Genomic DNA, 17,611 nt, shown 5'->3' with positions numbered 1-17,611 from the left:
TAGTGCTCTCTATCATAAATTTCTATTTTTTATTGTTTTCTATATCGTTATAAATATAATCTGCGATAAATTGAGATGATTTTCCTTGTTCTAATGAACAGAAGTCATTATAGAATTTATCAATTTTGTCTTTATATTTTACTTTATGTTGATCGAGCTGTTTTAATTCTTCGGCTAGTTTAAATTCATCTGTAATGATTTCACCTGGAAGATCATTCATATAATCCATATAGAAACCACGTAATCCTTTATCATACTTTTCAATATCATAAGCAAAGAAGAATTGTGGACGTTTTAAGATACCGAAATCAAACATTACTGAAGAGTAATCGGTAATTAGCGCATCAGAAATAAGATACAATTCAGAAATATCATTGTAGTTTGAAACATCGATAGCAAAATCTTCGAAACCATGTAAATCCAAAGCATTAGCAATGAGATAATGCATTCTTAATAAGATAACATATTCATCACCAATTTCTTTTTGAAGATTTGCAAGGTTAATCTTTAAGTCAAATAAGTATTGACCTTTTTTCACAAATTCATCATCACGCCATGTTGGTGCATACATAATTACTTTTTTATCTTTAGGTAAGTTTAGATTACGTTTAATCTCTTCTTGATATTCGATATCATTTTGGCGATTGACTAAGACATCATTACGAGGGTATCCGATTTCCCAAATTCTATCTTCGTCCATCCAAAAAGCAGTTTTAAATATATTTGATGAATAACGGTTCGGTGATACCAAGTAATCCCATCTAGACGCTTCAGCATAGAAATTTTTCTTATATGAGGCAGTCGTTGTACCTGGCATTCTAACGACTTTCATATCATTAGCAAGACGTTTAAGCGGTGTGCCATGCCAAGTCTGAATGTACGTTTGATTTTCTTTTTTATTTAAATATAGTGGCAATCTTGCATTCGATACCCAATATTTTGCTTTAGCATATGCTTCATAGTATTCTTTTGAGCCTTTTTTAACTTTAGTAGCATTTCCTGGGACATTATTGTTATCTGGTTTATTAAATACCCAAATATAATTTAAATGTGGATAATGATCTTGCATATATTCATAAATATATTTAGGACTGTCGCTATAATTTTTACCTCCAAATGCTTCAAAGACAATTGTATGTGGATCAACTGCTTCTTCACTATCTGTTAATTGGTATCTTGAACGTTCTTTCATTTTACTATTCGTCACAATGTTTTTAATTAATCGAGAACGTTTACGAAGATCGTTCACGTATTTTGCGTTTTCCACATCATCCATAGACAAGAATAAAACTTCTAGATTATATAACAATTTTCCATCTTTAATGATGTTCCATTTTAAAGCTTTTACTATTTTGACTAAAGAATTTTCTAGTGTAAGGTATCTTAATTTAATATCTCTTAGTGAAGGGTCAAATCCTTTCTTAATTTCATTTTTCATTCTTTGAATTAAGAAGTTTTTCACCTTTTTATCCTCTGTTCTTTGCATAGCATCAAAGAAACTATCTACATAATCATCAAATTTATTAACAAAATCTTGTCCACTTAATGTATTGCCGACAAATGGATCATATACTTCTCCACGGAAATAAAATGGGAAATTTAATATTCTCACAAAGTTTTCCGCATATTTTATATATTCTAAAGCGAAAGAAGTATCTGTAAAGATGTTTAGATTCTCATTAAATTGTATATTATGTGCTTTTATGATAGCGTTTCTAAATAAAATGTTACATACAGATTCTTTTCTCAAAATTGAGTTAGGATTCTTTTTATGTGACAAATATTGAATACGCACTTTATCTTGATCCACGTATTGTGGACGTTGCATTGCGAATTTATGAATGGGTGCTATTAAAGTATCTAAACCATTAAGATGACGGAAGTAATAATCAATGGCATATGAAGCTAACTGATCATCTGCATCAAGAAACATCACATATTGCCCTTCCGCTTCTTTAAGTGCGACATTTCGCGCATGTGCATGGCCTGTATTCTCAGGAAGCTGGATGAAATTAACCTCTTTATCATAAGATTGTAATGCTTGTTGTAAAATTTCTGTTGATTGATCTGTCGAACCATCATCTACAATCACAAGGTCGAAATCTTGATTTCTTTGACTTTTTAAACTATCAATACATTCAGCAATGTAATCTTCATCATTATAATAGGTAATAATAATCGTTAATTTATTCAAAACATTTCTCTCCAATTAATCTATTTATAATAGGTAGACTTTATATTTTTTAATAACTTTTCTAAGCGTATGTTACGCCAAATTTTCACTCCATTTTACATCTTTGAAGCGTATATTTCTAGCCATTTCTATTCCATAGCTTTATTGACGCTATGACCTCACCGTTATTTATAAGTATACCATTTTCTCTATCGTATATTCATTTACTAAGGATGGTCTCAACGTCTATCTCTATTTTTGTTACAAGCTTTATTCTCTACAATATCAACTTCATCACAAAACAAAGCAGGTTGATGGAGTATTACATCCTTCAACCTGCTTGATTACCTTATTCTGTTAAATTTTGAGTAGTTACAAATTGATGATATTTTTCATGATGCTTCATTAGTTCTGCATGTGTACCTTGTCCTGTTACTTGACCTTGATCGAGGAAGATAATTTGCCCTGCTTTTTTAATAGTAGAAAGTCGGTGCGCAATCACAATAGTTGTACGTCCTTCCATTAACACTTCTAACGCTTCTTGTATTTTTTGTTCACTTTCACTATCTAGGTTTGCTGTTGCCTCGTCTAGTAATAAAATATCTGGATTTTTAACAAAACTACGAGCAATATCGATGCGTTGTCTTTGACCTCCTGATAATTTTAAGCCACGTTCACCAACTAATGTGTCGTATCCATCATCAAATTGCATTATAAAGTCATGACAGTTTGCCAATTTAGCATATTTAATCAATTCTTCGTCAGAAACTTCACGATTAATACCATATAATATATTGTCACGGATTGTGCCATTCATCATTGAATTAGACTGCATCACATATCCAATTTGATTACGCCAATTTGCCATAGGAATATCATAGATACTTTGATTACCATATTTAATATCCCCTGATTCGATTTCATACATGCGTTCAATTAGGTTGAAAATCGTACTCTTACCTGAACCTGATGGACCAACAAAAGCACTTACTTCTCCTTGAGGGATACGGAAAGAAACATTTTTTAATATATCTTTAACATCATATTTGAAATTTACATCTGTAAATTCTATTTCTCCAGGAGTGATGTTTACATTTTTAATTGGCTCTAATTCAGTCATTGGTTCTACTGGCTCTTGCATGATTTCGTAAATACGGCTACTTGCACCTACAGCTTTTTTATAATCTGTAACAAGGGTTGTAAGGTTCATTAATGGCATAGATAATTGCATCACATAAAAAATCATAGCAATTAAAGCCCCCGCTGTTATTGCGCCTGTGGCAATACGGATAGCACCAAAACCAAGAATAACCGCAATCATTAATAACATTATGAGACTTGAAATAGGTTGAATAACCGCAGTGATTTTAGCTTGTCTTAATCCAAGATTATAAATTTCACGTAAGTTACTATGCGCATTATCTAATTCTTGACGTTCTGTATTAGACACTTTAACTAAACGCATTTCTGTTAACACACGCCCTAATAACCCACTAAAATTAGCTATTTCTGACTGTGTATGTATAGAAATTTTTTGCATTTTGCGACCTAATGGAATCATTACTGCCATGAATAATGGAATTGCAATGAATGTTAACAATGTCATTTGCCAGTCCATAATGAATAACATGATGATAGAGCCTACCAAGGTAATGATTGCAGGCAATAGTTGTGGTAATTTTTGTGAAATAAATTCATTAATCACTTTCGTGTCATCCGTTAAACGACTCATTAATTGCCCACTTTCATTTTTATCGAAAAATGGCATTTTCAATTTTATAATATGTTCCCATAATAATGAGCGAATATCGTAAATCATTTTTTCACCAATTTTACTCAATAAATAAATACCGATACCACTAAGTAAGGCATTGGCGATAAAAATGCCTGCGAACAAAATAACGATATTCCAATTAATACTGCTTGTTGAAAATTTATCAACTAAACGACCAGTAAATAATGGGATAAGTAGACCACTAATACTTCCTAGAGAAGAAATGATAATAGCAGCAATGATTAATCCATATGGCCATGACAAACGTTTAAATAAGAAAAATAATGGATTTTGTCCTTTCATAAATTACCCCTCTTTTATATTCATTTTTTAATTTTAATACTTAAAACTTATAATTATTTATAACAACTTTAAAGTGTAAAAATTATGTTTTTCACAAGTTTTCATTATGATAGAATACTTTCATTGACAATTTTTGTATAAAAGGAAAGATAAATAAATGAAAAGAATAACTTATCTCGTTTTACTCATCTTATCTACGGCTCTCATTATATCACCGATAGCTATAGCTAAAGAACCTACACCTACAGAAATTACACGTCAATATGGTTATCCCGATGTCTCAGATGCCTATCAACCAGAAAGTGCTATCAATGTGAGTCAATCAGGACAAATATTATATCAATATCAAGCTGATAAAAAATGGTATCCTGCTTCAATGTCTAAGTTGATGACGATGTATCTTACATTAGAAGCCATCAAACATGGTGACCTTTCGTTAAATGACAAAGTACATATTACGCAAGCACACTATCAAATGTCAACTTTGCCAGAATTGAGTAATACCAAATTGTATCCTGGAGAAACATATACCATCGCAGAACTTCTTCAAATCACTGTTTCAAACTCTAGTAATGCTGCTGCTCTAATACTTGGTGAAGAAGTCTCTGGTAACGTCAATGACTTTACTGACTTAATGAATAAGAAAGCCAAGGAAATTGGCATGAATGATACACGCTTTGTGAACCCTACTGGTGCCATGAATAAACGTTTACGTGACTTTGCACCTTCAAAATATAAAGATCATCAAAATAACGTTTCCTCTGCAAAAGATATGGCCATCTTAGATCAACACGTCATTAAGGATACGCCTGAAATTTTAGATTTTACAAAGCAACTTGAACCTACAGTACATAACGTCACTTTTCCAACTTATAACCATTCTTTAGAAGGAGCGAAGATGAGTTTACCTGGTACAGATGGACTAAAAACAGGTTCAAGCGATGTCGCTGACTATAATCATACCATCACTACAAAACGAAATAAATTGCGTATCAATCAAGTTATTATGGGTGCTGGCGATTTTATTCATTTAGGCGGTGAAATGCAACGTAACATGATTGGGAATGCATTAATGAACCGTTCATTCGATCAGTATAAATATAAGAAAGTACTTTCGAAAGGTACACATCAACTGAATGGCAAAAAATATTACGTAGCTAAAGACTTATACGATATTATTCCAAAAAACATGAAAAAAGATGATTACAAGTATGTAGTTGAAGATGGTCGTGTGCACTTAGAGTATCCTCGTCAATTTTTAACTAACAATGATGGACCTCCTAGCGTAAAAGTCACACGTTCATTCATACATCAAGCAGATTCAGTCGCTCAAAGTACATGGAAAACTCATCCTATCTTAACTTTCATAGGATTAGGATTGATTGCCATTGCATTTATATTAATCATTTATATGATTTTACATCGTATTTTTAAACATAAATAATTAATTAGAAAACGAAATCCACATTTCCTTTTAAAATTTTAGGAAATGTGGATTTTATCTTTATAAGTTATATTATTTTGCGTCTTTACCGTAAAGTTCTTGTTTAATTTTAGTTGTTGAAATACCTTCAGTACGTTTTAAGTATACAAGTTCACATTTGTCTTTTAAGAAGTCAAATTCGCCTTCCCAATCGTGGCCCATAACGAAAACATCAACATCGTAACGGTCAACATCGATTTCTTTTTGACCCCAGTCACTTTCTGGAATAACTAAATCTACATAGCGAATAGATTCTAACATCATTTTACGTTGTTCAAAGTCATAATAAGATTTCTTGTTCTTAATTTGATTGAATTCGTCTGTTGATAACGCAACGATTAAGTAATCGCCCATTTCACGAGCTCTTCTTAAAAGTTCTATATGGCCATAATGTAATAAATCATAAGTACCATAAGTAATGACTCTTCTCATTTTTTGCTGTCTCCTTTACTAAATCTTTAATCATTCTTCATAATCTTAATTTAGCATAAATATTTTTTACATACCATCTTTTATAAAAGCAGACATGTTAAGCCATTAGACGTCACTATGCCTCTATATCTTAAAAGAATTAACGTTTAAGTATGTGTTTTAACGATTGTTTACCATTGAATACTGCTTTTTTAGGTAAGACTTGTGCTTTAAATCGTAAGTACCCTGGGCGTCCTATACCTACATTTACAAGAGTTTGACGCCAAATTTCATACGTTTCATGTGTCCATTTTGTAGCACCTTGTTCTACTGCTTGAACGATTCTAAATAAAGCGTCCCCTGAATATTCTGTATGTTGCATTTCTTTAATATAACGCGTTACTTGTTCAATAAATGACGTTGTCACATCACTATTTTTTAAAAGATAAGCTTGAATCAAGTAACTTACAATCAAATCATCCATACGATAACTGTAATAAACTTTTTCATTAGTTAATAACAACATTTCCATTACACGATGGCGTACTTTACGAGCATCCTCTATATAAGATAAAAAGGTGTCCGCACGCTTATCGGTTACAGAGCCTTCTCGCTCATTATATCCGTATACGAGAAGCGGTATTAACTGGATATCTCGTGCAGTTAAATAAGCACGCGTAATAAATGTATGTTCCTCACAAAATACCACATCTTCATCAAATCTTAATGCGTTAAATTTAGAGTTAAATAATTTCCCGCCCGGACCAATAGATTGTAATAACTCAGGTACTTCTGCAAGTGTAACCATGCTCTCGCGATTAATCTCCTCATGCGTAGGCACGACTTTCCAGTCGCCGTTTACGCCACGCCCAATTTGCCCAACGACAATATCGACTTCTTTATTTTTCTCATAGTAATCAATCATTTTATCAATTCTTCCAGGTAAGAATTGATCATCTGCATCTAAGAACATAAACGCTTCAACATCATCCGACATTGAGGCTAAACCGAAATTTCTGCTCTTAGCTGCACCGGCATTTTCTTGATTGTAAACCATCATATTTTTTACTTCTTTTTGTAACTGCATCAACACTTGTTTCGTTTTATCCGTAGAACCATCATTAACACAAATAATTTCAACTTCATGCTTTGTATCAATTGATTTTACAGCTTTTCGAATTGTATGTTCTGCATTAAATACTGGAATAATCACAGCTATTTTCATTCTTTCACCAACTTTTCAATAAATTCTATAATTTGTTGCAAGCTTTTAGAAGTATTGTAGCGATGCCAATCTTTAAATAATGGCTGTAATATATCTTCACTATTTTTTATTTTAAAAATTAGTTCCTTTTCACTGAATACTTTATAGTGTTGAGGGATTTGTTTATAAAATTGATTTAAACCACGTACTTTCTCATATTTCTCTTCATCATACACATAGAAAATAACAGGTTTATTTAACAAACTTGCTTCAATAGGCAAAGAACTATAATCACTAATAATCACATCTGCCATTATCATTAATTCAGAAGTAGATATTTCTGAATGATGTCCAGAAATTGACGGATGCAACTGATTAATTAATGTATAATTTGGCAACTGAGTTTCAAAATTAGCTTTATCTAATTGACGATTATCCTTTGCATCTTCACGATAGGTAGGAACATATATCGCCAATTTATTAGTAATATTATAATGTTCTTTTAAACGCGCTTGTTCAGTCTTAAGATTGAAATTTAAATAATTCATTAATCGTGGTAATCCAAAACGTAACATTTGTTTATCTGTAGCCCCGAAAGCCTCGTTAAAGCATGTTACCATTTCTTCTCCACCGACAAGATAATAATCAGTTGCTTGATATACACGTTGATATTGTTTAACCATTTTTTTATTATTTAAATCTACTTGATGGTCAGTTAATCCGAAATTCTTTAGAGCTCCAGAAGCATGCCAAGTTTGAATAATAGATTGACCATTTTTCTTAGCATAGCCACCTAACATTAAATAATACGTATCAATAATGATGACCTTGGCACTGCTCAACGCTTTAATATGCTTGAAAATATGTTTATTTCCAGCTGGTAAAAATGAAACACTCTTGAATTCTTTTATTCTCTCTTGTTCTTTCTCATTCGCTATCACTGTAAGATGATACCCTTTGTGATGCAGCTGCTGAATAATTGGTAACACATCTTGTGGAAATGTCATCATCACTACAATATGGTTATTTTTTACTTTTTTACTTTTGAAAATGAAGTTCAATATCGCAATCATTATCATATAAATGTTTTTTATAATTAGTCGCATACGTCTACCTCCCACCTTTTCGAAAATTAAAAATAAAACTTTCTGAATATATAAAACAGGCTGGGACAAATATAAAATGTCTCAGCCTTAGTTTACATTTATAAGAAATCTGCAAAGTGATCTCGATATCTACGATGCAGGATTGAACCTAAAACGAAGAAAATCAAGATAACTGCTACGTTGTAAAGGAATAATTTCCAATGTTCAACGAAGTACCATTCATGGAATAAAATCGCTGCACGATAAGATTGTGCTAAGAAATAAACCGGATTAAATTTCATAATATCATTAATCACGCTACTAATTCCTGTTTCTTTAGGAATCCATAAGATTGGTGACATGTAAAATAAAATTCTCAATAATGCTTGCATAATCATTTGAGTATCACGCACGATGATGCCCAATGTTGAAGTGAATAATGCAACTGACGCAGTAAAGAAAAATGTGAGTGGTACATAGATTAGTAATTGTACAATGTGTATAGATGGGAAAATGCCATTCCCCATACAAATAGCGATAATGATGGCCAATAATCCAATATGACCATAAAACTTACTTGTCACAATATAAGTAGGAATAATAGATAATGGGAAATTCATCTTCGCAACTTGATTGAATTTCATAGATACAGATTTCGTACCTTCGAGAATACCTTGGTTGACGAAGAACCACATACTGATACCTACTAATAACCATAAAATAAATGGCACGCCATGAATCGGCGCATTACTTCTAATTCCCATACCAAATACAAACCAATAAACCATAATTTGTAAGGCCGGGTTAAGTAATTCCCATGCTACGCCTAAATAATTATTAGTGTTTGTAATTTTGATTTGGAATTGTGCGAGTCGTTGTACTAAATAGAAATTTTTTATATGTTCTTTAAAAACAGATCCTACTGCCGACATTGAAATAAACCACACTTTCATTTAAATATCCACGATGGCATTTAAATTCTTTAACTTATCACTTGAATACTTACATTCATTATATATAACATTTCTCGAAAAGTTTAATATAATTGAAGTATAAAGGTATATCATTTTATATACTGTTATTTTCTTATTTAAAAAACGATTTTTATGTTGCATATTCATTTTCAAAAATAAAAAAATAATCTTTTATATTTACAAAAACTATACAAAATCACTTATACACTTTACACTAGGTTAATAAATTTAACAACTGTTGTGTGATGTATTATAATCGATATAACTATCTGTAAGGAAGGAATACTTATGAGCGTATCTGTTAACATTAAAAATGTGACAAAAGAATATCGCATTTATCGTAATAATAAAGAGCGTATTAAAGATGCCTTAATCCCTAAAAATAAGAATAAAACATTCTTTGCTTTGGACGATGTGTCAATTACTGCCAATGAAGGCGATGTAATCGGATTAGTAGGCATCAATGGGTCTGGGAAATCAACATTAAGTAATATGATTGGTGGCTCATTATCACCTAGTTCTGGAACAATCGAACGCCACGGGGAAGTAAGCGTCATCGCCATTAACGCGGGACTAAACGGTCGTTTAACTGGTGTAGAAAATATTGAATTTAAGATGTTGTGCATGGGCTTTAAAAAGAAAGAAATTAAAAGACTTATGCCTCAAGTTATTGAATTTAGCGAGTTGGGTGAATTTATTTATCAACCTGTTAAAAACTATTCAAGTGGGATGCGTGCGAAATTAGGATTCTCTATTAATGTAACGATTAATCCTGATATCTTAGTTATTGATGAAGCGCTCTCAGTGGGAGACCAAACCTTTACTCAAAAGTGTTTAGATAAAATTTATGAGTTTAAAGAAGCAAAGAAAACCATTTTCTTCGTTAGTCATAACATCCGACAAGTGCGCGAATTCTGTACTAAAATTGCTTGGATAGAGGGCGGTAAATTAAAAGAATTTGGCGAACTAGATGACGTATTACCTAAATATGAACAGTTCTTAAAAGATTTCAAGAAGAAATCTAAAGCAGAACAAAAGAAATTTAGAAAGCAGTTGGATGAGAAACGTTTCGTCGTAAAATAAAAACAATTTATAACTAAAAATAAATAAACTTTATTATTTATTTTGAGTTTATTACTTTAAAAATTGAGTTAAAAGTACTACTATAAATAGTGGAATTTATGAATATTATTCACATATAAAGAAGGTGAACATCATAGCCTCAGTTAATAAAACACAACAATTCGCAAATTTAGTGCGAGCTTATAGAAAATCTTATATTGGTAAAGGTCCTGAAAATATCAAAGTTTTCTTTAAGGATAATTGGGCTATATGTCACATGACTGGAAGTTTAAGTAAAGTCGAAAATTTCTATTTGCAAAATAAAGATTTTACAAGTATGCTTAAACAAGGACGTACAGAAGAAATCAAAGATTTATATAAACGTCAACCTCCAAAAGAAATGGAAGAACTTGTTGGCGCTAAATTTGTAAAACTTTTTACTGACGTCGATTTAGAAAACGATGAAGTCATTTCAATATTTGTTTTTGATCAATCAATTGAAGATTAGTACTTCAATTTTATATACGATATATAATTTAATAACATTCAACTTTAAAGTAAGATAGGTTTACTGTCTTAACTTTTTTGGGATTGGTGTAAGGTACTCGGTGCTGTTTGCTAACCCACTTTATTGAATCTATTGTTTAATTCAAGGAGGTGGTCCAGGCAAAGAAGCATCGAGTATTTTTTTAACGTTATAAGTGCTCTCAACTTAGAATTACTAGAAAAATAGAACTAGAAAATTCTTATAGGAGTGTATATTTATGAAAATAGTAGCATTATTCCCAGAAACAGATAAAGGTTTAGACAATCAATTATTAAATACTGAGAAAGCAATAGGTCTTAGAGATTTTTTAAAAGATACTGAACATGAATTAGTTATTTTAAAAAATGGTGAAGAAGATTTAGACCAACATTTAAGTGATATGGATATCGTCATCAGTGCGCCATTCTACCCTGCTTATATGAGTAAAGAACGTATTGAAAAAGCACCAAATTTAAAATTAGCAATTACTGCAGGTGTTGGTTCTGACCACGTTGATTTAGAAGCGGCTAGTCAACATGATGTTGGTGTTGTAGAAGTAACAGGCAGTAATACTGTTAGCGTTGCTGAACATGCAGTGATGGACTTATTAATTGTATTACGTAATTTCATGGAAGGTCATCGTCAATCAGTTGAAGGTGAATGGGATTTATCTAAAGTAGGTAACCAAGCTCGTGAATTACAAAATAAAACAATTGGTATTTTTGGTTTCGGACGTATCGGTCAATTAGTAGCTGAACGCTTAAAACCTTTCAATGTAACAATCCAACACTACGATCCAATTAATCAAAAAGACAATGAAAACTCTAAATTCGTTGAATTTGATGAATTAATTAAAACAAGTGATGCTATCACAATTCATGCACCTCTTACTCCTTCAACAGATAACTTATTTGATGAAGAAGTATTAAGTAAAATGAAAGAAGGTAGCTACTTAGTTAATACAGCTCGTGGTAAAATCGTTAACACTGAAGCATTAGCCGAAGCAGTTAACAAAGGTCATATTCAAGGTTATGCAGGTGATGTTTGGTACCCACAACCAGCTCCAGCTGATCACTCTTGGAGAAATATGCCTCGTAATGCTATGACGATTCACTATTCTGGTATGACTTTAGAATCTCAAGCACGAATTGAAGACGGTGTAAAAGATATCTTAAACCGCTTCTTTAATAATGAACCCTTCCAAGATAAAGACATCATCGTTTCTAGCGGTAAAATTTCAAGTGCTAGTTACACTGCTAAATAATAGATAGCATTTATAAACGTTATATTGATTAATTATTTGCGTAATAAGATGATTCCCTGTAGTCTTTTATGCTTAATTGCTTAAACTTAATCCTAGAAATGTAAAACCCTAAAAATTAAAACGTATTTTATTAATATATATAATTAAAATAAAAATACGAGTTATAACTTATAGATGAGCCATAAATGTCATCATAAGCTTAAAAACTCAAAGTTAAAAGTTAAGCGTAGACGTAGCTCTTTAAGTAATATTGATTCTTCCCCAATTCAAATCAATTAGTTTAAAGGTTTACGTTCTATAGCTGACTCGCAATCACTAAATTCTAATATATAAATGATTATATTGAATCATCAAACTTTCCCTGTTAACTTGATGATTTAATATAAAAATTTCTCCCCTTAAACAAAGAGAGAAAGATGATACTCCCTGGTCATCTTCCTCTCTTTTTTATTTTTTCTTATTTTTACGTTGAACTTTTAATACTTTGTACATAAATTTAGGTATACTTTTCATTCGACCTATACGTCTCCAATCAATCAAGAGACGATATACCCATTCGACATTTAATCTTCGGAATAGTTTAGGTGCACGTTTTTTGGTGCCACTAAACACTTCTAGAGAGCCACCTACGCCCATGAATAGTGTATGGTCAAATGATTGTTTATGCTTTTCAATCCATTGTTCTTGTAAAGGAAAGCCCATACCTACAAAAATATAATCAGGATTAAAACGTTTGATGCGTTTAATCACTGTCTCATCATTTAAATCAATATAACCATGATGATGTTCAAACTGAGCTTGAGGATATCTTTGTTGTAATTTCTCATGTGCTTGACCAACAATTTCTTTAGTTGAACCTAATAAATATACTTTTTGATGATTAGCATGAGCTATTTTCATACAATGATTCATTAATTCAATTCCAGGAATTCGACGTTTCAATGGTGTTTTTAATCTATTTGAAGCTTTAACTATACCTGTACCATCTGGAACAATATAATCTGCTTGATTAATAAGTTGTCGATATGAGACATGTTCAGTAGCATAATCAACAATTTCAGGATTAGCCGTCACAATAAATAGATTGTCGGATGTATCTTCATGAAAAAAGTTTTTAACATTTTCAATCATATCAAGCATAGTTACATTATCGAAATACACACCTAAAATATCTACTTTTTGAGTTTTTGTTTTTATTTGATCACACATTTAAGTAATCTCCTTACTCTCCATACAATTTCGTATCCATATATTATATGAGAATTTAAAATATATGAATACTTTTTTCTTAACAATTTTTTTACAATCAACCTCTTAAATTCATATATATGATTAAGACTAAAAGTATATATAATATAGGAAACTTTAAACACTTTTGTTCCGAACGCCTTAACGCCTTAAAAATAGGCCTAAAGTCTAAACGCTAAAATAAAGCTTTTCAATTATAATAGAAACTATATATATGAAGTAAACGAGGTTGATTATGCTTTATTTAGAGAATTTTTTCACGACGACGTTTAATTTAAATATTTATTTAATCGTTATTATAGCTATTCTATATATTTTTATCCATCATAATAGGCAACATACTATCAATCAATATTTAGATATATATTTTAACTATATCCCAGTGTTAACGCATGAATTTGGTCATGTCTTATTTAATAAAATCAGTGGCGGTAAAGCAAAAGATTTAGTCATAGTGATGCGTCCAAGTGAGCGACTACAAACGATGCAACAAGGTTATGCAATTACGCAATCAAAGCATTTAGTAGGTCAATGTATCACTACTTTAGGAGGTTACGTTATGCCTCCAATTATGCTTTTAATCGGCTTAAGTGTAGCGCATTATAACCACCCTAGTCTATTCTTAACCGCTTATATCTTTATTTTTATCTATTATTTATTTTTAACTTCTAGAAAAGTTTCACCGATTATAGTGCTCGTCATATTAGGTACACTTTTATATTTTTTAATACAACATGATAATCAAGCATTGATTTATTATGTCGTACTATTGAGTTATCATATAATATTAGGTCTTTTATTAGGCGAAGTTTTACAATCCAGTTGGACAATTTTTAATCTTACATTCCAAAAGCCAGCGCCAAGCTGGGATGGTCACACTTTAGCAACAATAACCCACATTCCAACTGTCCTATTTAGCGTACTATGGATAGCCATTAATTTTTTCGCTCTATATTTAATGTTCAAATTCACATTTTAAAAGCCTCAATTTAATAAAAAAACCTCCGATAAGTAGTGGTTAACCGCTTATCGGAGATGAATTTATAATTTAAACCTTTAATTATTTACCCTTACTCTTACACATGCTCTGCAAAGATGTTCATCGCATTATCGTAACTTAAAATCGTCACAGTCTCATTATGTTTAACAATAATGACTTTATTAGTCTCATCCTTAGTAACAATTTCAACTTCATTACCAATTGAAATATCTTTACTTGAAAGATAAATTAGTAATTCTGTTTTATCGCGCACACGTTTAATATGAACACGATCGCCAGGTTCAAATTCAAGTAATGAGGTAGTAAATTTTTCATTAAAATGATAATCACGCGGAATAATTCCACCGTGCGGACATGTTTCAGGATAATCTAGTAATTTATCTAATCTTTTAACAAATAAATCAGAAACACGATGTTCTAGAATTTCCGCTTCTTGATGGACTTCTTCCCAATTATATTGTAAAACTTCTATTAAAAATAACTCCAACAGACGATGACGCTTAATGATATCCAACGTATGCTTCAAGCCTTCGTCCGATAACTTCACACCTTTATAATGTTTCGTTTCGACGTAACCAGCTTTTTCCAAACGCCCTACCATTTCACTAACTGAAGGAGGCTTAATATTTAAATACTGAGACAATTTCTTATTTGAAACAAATGAGTGATCACCATCATTCGCTAATATCGCTTTCAAATAATCCTCTTTCTCTTCAGTTAACATTATTTCACCTCACCTAAGCATTCACTTTATTGTATCACGAATTGCACGCAAATGTTATTGCCTCACATTTTGAAAAGGCAGTCCCTAGTAGCTAAAGATAATTAATTATAAACGTATCGTGTTCTACCTTTTCAAAGAAAAAATCCCTAATGCAAGATACATCAGGGATTCTTAATATAATATCATTCTAATCCGTCAAGCTATCCACGATAACCATCTCATCATAGTTAATCGCTTCCCTCAACTTCAATGCTGTACTTTCAGTAATTTCATCGTCATTCACTAAATCAGTTAAAATACGACGTTGTTCTCTTAAAGCATTGAGTTTAATCTTCGTAATCGAATCTTCGGCACGTGTGTTAAAGAAGTTAGCTGGAGAGAGGTTATCAATTCTCATTAGATAACCGTCACAAATCATTCCAACTTCTAATTTATTATCTTCATTGGCTTCATCTACTAAACGACTCACCACATTGTAATGGACAAGTTTATTAATCTTTGAAAGTTCCATTAAGTTATCCGTTACGCTTAATGATGAAGCAGCATTCGTACGTGTACGAATATGACGTTTTAAAAGCCAAGCTCTCAAGCCGACGATAATACGACGGATTAATGATGCTTGTCTATATACTTGCGTTCTTTCGGCATATCTCATGTAGTTTTCTAACATACTTTTAGTGATATCGCCTTTGTCTGCAAGATCTTTAAGCGTTTTATTCTCAACTTTAAACGCTATACTTTGTAAACGTTCAAGTTCTTTAGAGTTCTCATCATCTTTTTCCACAGATTTCAAGAATGTCAATTTATCATGATATTCTTTGATTACGTTACCATAGCGATAACTTGTTTCAAATGTAGAATGATGATTTAAATAATCAATTACATGTTCAAGAATATATATTCTGGCCTCTTTAAAGTTCATACTTCCAATTTTGGCTTTAGGCGCAGAAGCTGTGACAAATAGCAAGACAACTTGCGCGATAACTAAACTTATAATTACCATTCCTGAAGAAATAAATAATAAGTCATTTCTGTAGGTAAACGCATGATGATTCGCCAAATAATACGGCAACGTTAATGCGATAGCTAAAGAAATGGTTCCGTGAACCCCGCATAGCGTCATAATTAACGCATACATACTACGTTTAGGTGGTTTCTCTTTTCTCTTATCGTCGCCTTCATCGTTCATCATTTTTTGAAAAGGGCTGACCGACAAATAAAACGATGGATAGAGTACATACACCCAAATAAATCTAAATAAATACACAGCTAAAGCAACTAAAGCAGTAATAATCATTAAGAATAATAAGTTATGTGGCTCAGTTTTTACAATATTGCCAATTACTTCTGGCACTAAAAATCCTAATATTGAAAAAACAAAACCATTTAAAGCATAACCTAGAATATTCCATGTATGGTTATAACTCATTTGAAGACGCGTACGTGTCTGCGCAATACGATCACGCTCAAAACCATGTACCAAACCAGCAACTACAGCCGCAATGATACCTGACGCGTGAAACATTTCAGCTACGAGATACGTTACAAATGGTGTAAGTAATTGAAGGAACGTAAACATATTGATATTTTCAATACCGCGTCTTGTAAGCGTTAAACGGAATCGCACTAATGCGATACCAATGAGTAAACCAACAATTGCGCCTCCTATAGAAGCAATTAAGAATTGTTGCACCGCTTCAACTAAAGAAAACGCTCCAGTAATTAACACTCCTACAGCGATTTTAAAAGATATGATACCGGCAGCATCATTTAATAATGATTCACCTTCTAAAATCGTCATAGCACCTTTAGGTAAAACCTTACCTTTTGTAATAGCTTGAACTGCTACAGCATCTGTTGGACATAAAATTGCAGCTATAGCGAATGCTGCACCTATTGGTAAATCTGACCAAATCCAGTGAACAAATAATCCAACGCCAATAACTGTAGTAATAACTAGACCTAACGCCATCAACATAACAGGCTTAAGATATCGACGTAAATGGACTCTAGAAACGTTAACGCCCTCAACGAATAATAAAGGCGCTATTGTGGCTACCATAAAGAGTTCAGAATCGAAGTTGAATTCCACAGGTACTGGTAATAAAAAGAGGAGCATGCCCAAAGCAATTTGGATAAATGCCAGAGGTACTTTAGGTAAAAAAGTATGAACAAAGGAGCTTATAATCACTACAGCCAGAAATATCAGAATCGTTTCAAATATTTCCAAACTTTCACCCCATTATTTTCTTATTGAATTAGAGAAATAAGATCTGCTTAATAATATTTTTATGTCTAATTATATCCACAAATGATTCATCTTAAACTCTTAATCAGTTAATTATAATTTTACCATTATTCTGACTATGAATTAACTAAC

At 31.9% G+C, this 17,611-nt stretch carries 14 protein-coding genes; 5 read left to right on the top strand and 9 right to left on the bottom strand.

Annotated features, from left to right (window positions below):
• Window positions 1–22: 22 nt before the first annotated feature.
• Together E2558_RS00285 and E2558_RS00280 are read right to left on the bottom strand one after the other, a co-directional pair.
• Window positions 23–2,194, bottom strand: a complete 2,172-nt coding sequence (locus E2558_RS00285) for a bifunctional glycosyltransferase/CDP-glycerol:glycerophosphate glycerophosphotransferase (RefSeq protein ID WP_126565013.1) — start codon at window positions 2,192–2,194, stop codon at window positions 23–25.
• Between the two features lie 328 nt (window positions 2,195–2,522).
• On the bottom strand, window positions 2,523–4,250 hold the full coding sequence (locus E2558_RS00280) for an ABC transporter ATP-binding protein (protein ID WP_126565012.1): 1,728 nt from the start codon (window positions 4,248–4,250) through the stop codon (window positions 2,523–2,525).
• A gap of 157 nt (window positions 4,251–4,407) precedes the next feature.
• Between E2558_RS00280 and pbp4 the strand changes: the two genes are divergently transcribed.
• Window positions 4,408–5,694: a penicillin-binding protein PBP4 gene (gene pbp4, locus E2558_RS00275; protein ID WP_126565011.1), complete on the top strand. Its 1,287-nt coding sequence runs from the start codon at window positions 4,408–4,410 to the stop codon at window positions 5,692–5,694.
• Between the two features lie 72 nt (window positions 5,695–5,766).
• Here pbp4 and tagD read toward each other — a convergent pair whose 3' ends face one another.
• The 4 genes from tagD to E2558_RS00255 form a co-directional block, all read right to left on the bottom strand.
• On the bottom strand, window positions 5,767–6,165 hold the full coding sequence (gene tagD, locus E2558_RS00270; RefSeq protein WP_126565010.1) for a glycerol-3-phosphate cytidylyltransferase: 399 nt from the start codon (window positions 6,163–6,165) through the stop codon (window positions 5,767–5,769).
• A gap of 139 nt (window positions 6,166–6,304) precedes the next feature.
• Window positions 6,305–7,369, bottom strand: coding sequence for a glycosyltransferase family 2 protein (locus E2558_RS00265; protein ID WP_126565009.1), 1,065 nt, complete (start codon window positions 7,367–7,369; stop codon window positions 6,305–6,307).
• Window positions 7,366–8,454, bottom strand: coding sequence for a teichoic acid glycerol-phosphate primase TarB (tarB, locus tag E2558_RS00260; RefSeq protein ID WP_126565008.1), 1,089 nt, complete (start codon window positions 8,452–8,454; stop codon window positions 7,366–7,368). The genes E2558_RS00265 and tarB overlap by 4 nt, the downstream gene beginning before the upstream one ends.
• A 98-nt stretch (window positions 8,455–8,552) precedes the next feature.
• Window positions 8,553–9,365, bottom strand: a complete 813-nt coding sequence (locus E2558_RS00255) for an ABC transporter permease (RefSeq protein WP_126565417.1) — start codon at window positions 9,363–9,365, stop codon at window positions 8,553–8,555.
• A 330-nt stretch (window positions 9,366–9,695) separates the two neighbouring features.
• On the opposite strand from E2558_RS00255, the gene tagH reads away from it, so the two are divergent.
• The 3 genes from tagH (at window position 9,696) to E2558_RS00240 (ending at window position 12,259) form a co-directional block, all read left to right on the top strand.
• On the top strand, window positions 9,696–10,490 hold the full coding sequence (gene tagH, locus E2558_RS00250; protein WP_126565007.1) for a teichoic acids export ABC transporter ATP-binding subunit TagH: 795 nt from the start codon (window positions 9,696–9,698) through the stop codon (window positions 10,488–10,490).
• Between the two features lie 124 nt (window positions 10,491–10,614).
• A complete protein-coding gene (locus tag E2558_RS00245) occupies window positions 10,615–10,977 on the top strand; it encodes a Na-translocating system protein MpsC family protein (protein WP_126565006.1) in 363 nt (120 codons plus the stop codon).
• Between the two features lie 256 nt (window positions 10,978–11,233).
• Entirely contained in the window at window positions 11,234–12,259 is a 1,026-nt protein-coding gene (locus tag E2558_RS00240; RefSeq protein WP_126565005.1) for an NAD-dependent formate dehydrogenase, read from the top strand.
• A gap of 447 nt (window positions 12,260–12,706) precedes the next feature.
• Here the strand turns inward: E2558_RS00240 and tarA are convergent, their stop codons facing one another.
• Window positions 12,707–13,468 carry an N-acetylglucosaminyldiphosphoundecaprenol N-acetyl-beta-D-mannosaminyltransferase TarA gene (gene tarA / locus E2558_RS00235; protein WP_126565004.1) on the bottom strand — a complete coding sequence of 254 codons (762 nt, stop codon included), beginning with the start codon at window positions 13,466–13,468 and terminating at the stop codon, window positions 12,707–12,709.
• A gap of 274 nt (window positions 13,469–13,742) precedes the next feature.
• Between tarA and E2558_RS00230 the strand changes: the two genes are divergently transcribed.
• Window positions 13,743–14,486: a M50 family metallopeptidase gene (locus E2558_RS00230; protein ID WP_126565003.1), complete on the top strand. Its 744-nt coding sequence runs from the start codon at window positions 13,743–13,745 to the stop codon at window positions 14,484–14,486.
• Between the two features lie 97 nt (window positions 14,487–14,583).
• Here the strand turns inward: E2558_RS00230 and E2558_RS00225 are convergent, their stop codons facing one another.
• Window positions 14,584–15,231, bottom strand: coding sequence for a metal-dependent transcriptional regulator (locus tag E2558_RS00225; RefSeq protein WP_126565002.1), 648 nt, complete (start codon window positions 15,229–15,231; stop codon window positions 14,584–14,586).
• Between the two features lie 187 nt (window positions 15,232–15,418).
• Window positions 15,419–17,461, bottom strand: coding sequence for a cation:proton antiporter (locus tag E2558_RS00220; protein ID WP_126565001.1), 2,043 nt, complete (start codon window positions 17,459–17,461; stop codon window positions 15,419–15,421).
• Between the last annotated feature and the right edge of the window lie 150 nt (window positions 17,462–17,611).

Source organism: Staphylococcus pragensis (assembly GCF_004785665.1).
Taxonomy (GTDB): Bacteria; Bacillota; Bacilli; order Staphylococcales; family Staphylococcaceae; genus Staphylococcus; species Staphylococcus pragensis.
Note: the sequence above shows the minus strand (reverse complement) of the source record. Positions and strands in the feature narration are given on the sequence as shown.

Coding starts and splice junctions, on each gene's coding strand:
- E2558_RS00280 (WP_126565012.1), bottom strand. CDS start 4,250: ATGAAAGGACAAAATCCATTATTTTTCTTATTTAAACGTTTGTCATGG.
- pbp4 (WP_126565011.1), top strand. CDS start 4,408: ATGAAAAGAATAACTTATCTCGTTTTACTCATCTTATCTACGGCTCTC.
- tagD (WP_126565010.1), bottom strand. CDS start 6,165: ATGAGAAGAGTCATTACTTATGGTACTTATGATTTATTACATTATGGC.
- E2558_RS00265 (WP_126565009.1), bottom strand. CDS start 7,369: ATGAAAATAGCTGTGATTATTCCAGTATTTAATGCAGAACATACAATT.
- tarB (WP_126565008.1), bottom strand. CDS start 8,454: ATGCGACTAATTATAAAAAACATTTATATGATAATGATTGCGATATTG.
- E2558_RS00255 (WP_126565417.1), bottom strand. CDS start 9,365: ATGTCGGCAGTAGGATCTGTTTTTAAAGAACATATAAAAAATTTCTAT.
- tagH (WP_126565007.1), top strand. CDS start 9,696: ATGAGCGTATCTGTTAACATTAAAAATGTGACAAAAGAATATCGCATT.
- E2558_RS00240 (WP_126565005.1), top strand. CDS start 11,234: ATGAAAATAGTAGCATTATTCCCAGAAACAGATAAAGGTTTAGACAAT.
- tarA (WP_126565004.1), bottom strand. CDS start 13,468: ATGTGTGATCAAATAAAAACAAAAACTCAAAAAGTAGATATTTTAGGT.
- E2558_RS00230 (WP_126565003.1), top strand. CDS start 13,743: ATGCTTTATTTAGAGAATTTTTTCACGACGACGTTTAATTTAAATATT.
- E2558_RS00225 (WP_126565002.1), bottom strand. CDS start 15,231: ATGTTAACTGAAGAGAAAGAGGATTATTTGAAAGCGATATTAGCGAAT.